The 3,873-nt window shown below is 61.6% G+C and carries 5 protein-coding genes; all 5 read right to left on the reverse strand.

Going from position 1 to position 3,873, the window contains the following annotated elements; all coding sequences use genetic code 11:
- A partial coding sequence (locus WCJ52_RS12070; RefSeq protein ID WP_336903555.1) for a flagellin occupies nt 1–760 on the reverse strand: 760 nt, incomplete at its 3' end.
- Between the two features lie 279 nt (nt 761–1,039).
- Entirely contained in the window at nt 1,040–1,870 is an 831-nt protein-coding gene (locus WCJ52_RS12075) for a flagellin (RefSeq protein ID WP_336903556.1), read from the reverse strand.
- 223 nt (nt 1,871–2,093) lie between these two features.
- A complete protein-coding gene (locus tag WCJ52_RS12080) occupies nt 2,094–3,041 on the reverse strand; it encodes a UDP-glucuronic acid decarboxylase family protein (protein WP_336903557.1) in 948 nt (315 codons plus the stop codon).
- A 31-nt stretch (nt 3,042–3,072) separates the two neighbouring features.
- Complete coding sequence (gene flaF, locus WCJ52_RS12085; protein ID WP_336903558.1) at nt 3,073–3,438, reverse strand: flagellar biosynthesis regulator FlaF; 366 nt, start codon at nt 3,436–3,438, stop codon at nt 3,073–3,075.
- Entirely contained in the window at nt 3,398–3,823 is a 426-nt protein-coding gene (flbT, locus tag WCJ52_RS12090; RefSeq protein ID WP_336903559.1) for a flagellar biosynthesis repressor FlbT, read from the reverse strand. Before flbT ends, flaF begins: the two co-directional genes overlap by 41 nt.
- Nucleotides 3,824–3,873: the final 50 nt, after the last annotated feature.

A 3,873-nucleotide genomic window follows, 5' to 3' on the forward strand; every position in this document is an offset into this window, starting at 1 on the left:
GCTGCTGCACCTGCAGGGCCTGTAGCCGGGCGCTTTCCTTGGCCAGGTCGGCGTCGACGATATTGCCGATACCGGCGTCGATAGCGTCCTGGAGCTTATTGACGAAGCCCAGGTGGGCCGTCAGCGCCTTGGAACCCGAACCCAGCTTGGCCAGGGCGAGGGACACGTTCTTGATCGACGCGTTCACCAAGGTGATCGTAGAGGCTGCAAGGGCTTGAGTGCCGACCGAGGTGGTCGCGGTCACCGTCACATTGCCACCGTTCAGGGACAGGTCCTGACCTGCTACAGTGATCTTGCTGGTACCCGTTTCATCAGCCAGGGCAGAGATAGTATTGGGCGTGCCCTTAATCAGGTTAAAGCCGTTGAAGTTGGCGTTGGTGACCGTCTTCGTGATCTGGTCACGAAGCGCAACAAAGTCCGCATTCATGGCGTTGCGCGACGACGTGTTCAGCTGGGTATCCGAAGCCGCCAGCGCCTTTTCCTTCATCTGGTTCAGGAGGTCGCTGACCACGTCCCCCGCCGCAAGAGCCACGTCAGTCGAGGACTGGCCCCGCTGCAGGGACTCGCGCACGGCGTTGAGGGCGATCGAAGAGCCGCGCATGTTGTTGGCGATGGCATAGATAGCGCCATTGTCCTTGGCCGACGAGACCTTCTGTCCGGTAGCGATGCGGGCTTGGGTGGTGGTGAGTTCGGACTGGGTCCGGCTCAGGTTCTGCATCGCGAGCATGGACGCGACGTTCGTGTTAATGCTGGCTGACATTAACTTACCTTTCTTCTCAGGTGTCCGGTCCTCGTTTTAAGGACGGGGAGCGTTTTGCTCCGACAGGCTCGCTGCAAGGAGCGGGCCATTTCGAGAAGAGGTAGCGCCTTCTGTAAGTTACTGTTTTTACAGTGTTAATGTCTAATTATGCATGTCAGGGGCGGCATTTATTGCCGAGAGGCAGGCAAGTTTTGCCGGGCCCGCCAGGCAGTTTCAGCCCAGCGTGCAGGGTAAGGGGGGACCAGGCGGGCCGAAATCCGGCCCGCCTGGCCCTGCGTCCTAGCGGAAGAGGCTCATCAGCTGCCCCGGCCCCTGGTTTGCGATGGACAGGGCCTGGAATCCGAGCTGCTGCTTGGTCTGCAGGGCCTGGATCCGGGCGCTTTCCTTCGCGAGGTCGGCGTCAACGATGTTTCCGATGCCGGCGTCGATCGCGTCCTGAAGCTTGTTCACGAAGACCAGATGCGTCGAAAGCGCGCGTCCACCTGTTCCCAGCTTTGCCAGGGCGAGGGAGACGAGCTGCAATGACTCATTCACCTGGGAGAGAGCGCCCTGCGCGAGGATAACGGTGGAGACCGAGGTCGTCGCCGTCACCTTCACATTCGCGCTGTTCAGCGAGAGGTCCTGGGCCTTGACGGTCAGGAAGCTCTGGCCGGTCTCGTCCGCCAACGCCCGTACGTCCGGGGCACTCGCCTTGATCAGGTTGGCGCCGTTGAACCCACCGTTGTTGACAGCCTTGGTGATCTGGTCCCGGAGGGAGACGAAGTCAGCATTCATCGCCGCCCGTGAATTGGTGTTCAGTTGTGCGTCCGCCGCCGCGAGGGCCTTCTCCTTCATTTGGATCAGAAGATCGGAGATGATTTCACCGGACGCAGCCGAAACATCCACCACGGACTGACCACGCTGGAGAGATTCCCTCACGGCATCGAGTGCGCGGGAGGAGGCCCTCTGGGTGGTCGCAATGGCAAAGATTGCGCCATTGTCCTTGGCACTGGACACTTTCTGGCCGGTTGCTATCCGCTGTTCAACGCTCCTCAGTTCCGTCTGTGACGCGTTCAGGTTCTGGAGCGCCAGCATGGCGCTCACGTTCGTATTGATGGATTGATTACCCATGTCGTACCTTCCATTCTGGTCGGGGTTTTCGTCCGGCTTTTGCGGACGCGCGATTCTTCGCAACGGGATCATCGCAACAGCCGGGCCAACCCACGCGAGCGCCAGATCGGCCTCAGGCCGTTGAATTCAAAGATTTTTCAGATCACAAAGCCGTGCGCAATGTGCGCCGACAGCCGGTCCTAGCTGGCCGACCGGCAGGATCCGCCGGGCGCTTCCTGCCGCCTTACCTTGGCTCGGAGGCGAGCAGGTTATCGAAGTAGGCGATGGTCCGCGAAAGCCCCTCGTCAAGCTCGATGGTCGGCTTCCAGTCCAGGAGACGCACCGCGAGGCTGATGTCCGGGCGCCTTTGCCGCGGATCATCTGGCGGCAGGGGCATGTGGACCAGGCGCGAGGCGGACCCGGTCAGGGCGATGACCCGTTCGGCCAGGGCCCGGATAGTGAACTCGCCCGGATTGCCCAGATTGACGGGGCCAGTGACCTCGTCCGCCGTGCTCATGAGGCGCAGTATGCCTTCGACGAGGTCGTCGACGAAGCAGAAGGACCGGGTCTGGAGCCCCTCGCCATAGAGGGTGATGTCCTCGCCCTTCAGGGCCTGAACGATGAAGTTGGAAACCACCCGCCCGTCATTGGGATGCATGCGCGGGCCATAGGTGTTGAAGATCCGGGCGACCTTGATCTTCAGGCCATGCTGGCGGTGATAGTCGAAAAACAGGGTCTCGGCGCAGCGCTTGCCCTCGTCGTAGCAGGACCGGATGCCGATGGGATTGACGTTGCCCCAGTAGTCTTCGGTCTGCGGATGGATGACCGGGTCGCCGTAGACCTCGCTGGTGGAGGCCTGGAAAATCCGGGCGCGTCGGCGCTTAGCCAGGCCCAGCATGTTGATGGCGCCATGAACCGACGTCTTGGTCGTCTGCACGGGATCGAACTGGTAGTGCACCGGCGAGGCCGGGCAGGCCAGGTTGTAGATCTCGTCGATCTCCGCGAAGAGCGGGAAGGTCACGTCGTGCCGCAGCAGCTCGAAGGCAGGATTTCCCATCAGGTGGGCCACGTTGCGGCGGGCGCCCGTGTAGAAGTTGTCGACGCAGAGCACCTCATGGCCGGCGTCGAGCAGGCGTTCACAGAGGTGCGACCCGATGAAACCTGCTCCACCGGTGACCAGTATGCGTTTCATGGGACGGGCAGTCTCCGCGCTCGGAAGGGAATCAGGCCGCCGCTTCAGCGCTGGCGCTCAGACCCTGCATGATCATCCGGTTGACGTCGATCAGATCCTGGATGTCGTCCTCGCCGCGGATGACTTCGCTGGTGTACTTGTTCACCCAGATGGACAGCGAGATGATCCCGGCTCGGAGTTCTTTAGGCAGGCCATTGCCGGCTTCCGCGCAGTCCGTGGCCAGGACCGACCAGAGGCGACGGTTCCAGTCGAGGGCGGGAACCCTGCCGGCAAAATCCTTGGGATCGAGACGCGCGGCCTCAGCGAGGGCGAGGGTCACCTGAGCGAACAGGCGATACTCGGTATCCCTCGGGGTCTCAGCGCTCGTCGCGGCCTGCTGGTACGCCCTCAGGGACATTTCCCATCCTCAAATCTTCGTACTCAATAAGCTTACGGCAGCCCAGCAAGGCCTTGTAGTAGTCGCGCTGCATGCAGCACCGCGAGACCGTCACGCACTCGGCGAGGACCTGGGGGTTCCGGATCACACCCATGAACTCGCCCATCCTCTGAACGAACTCATCATAGAATTTCGTGGCTTCGGCCGGCTCGATGTACATCATCATGACGGGAAGATAGATCCGCCGCGCCGGGGACTTGGCGTCCTCGGGCTGGAGGATATCCTTCTCCCGAAGAACCGAGGCCTTGTTCTGCAGGATCAGCACGCCGCGACGGTCGCCGTTCTGGACCACGGCACCATTCAGGACGAACTTTTCCCCGGGCTTGAGGGAGAGTTTCAGAGGCAAGGGACGATCCTCAATCTATCCGCCGGATGCAAATCCGGAGACCATCTACT

The organism is Phenylobacterium sp. (assembly GCF_037138395.1).
GTDB lineage: Bacteria > Pseudomonadota > Alphaproteobacteria > Caulobacterales > Caulobacteraceae > Phenylobacterium.

Bases quoted from the DNA above. Each gene is read 5' to 3' on its own strand.
- WCJ52_RS12075 (WP_336903556.1), bottom strand. From the start codon at position 1,870: ATGGGTAATCAATCCATCAATACGAACGTGAGCGCCATGCTGGCGCTC.
- WCJ52_RS12080 (WP_336903557.1), bottom strand. From the start codon at position 3,041: ATGAAACGCATACTGGTCACCGGTGGAGCAGGTTTCATCGGGTCGCAC.
- flaF (WP_336903558.1), bottom strand. From the start codon at position 3,438: ATGTCCCTGAGGGCGTACCAGCAGGCCGCGACGAGCGCTGAGACCCCG.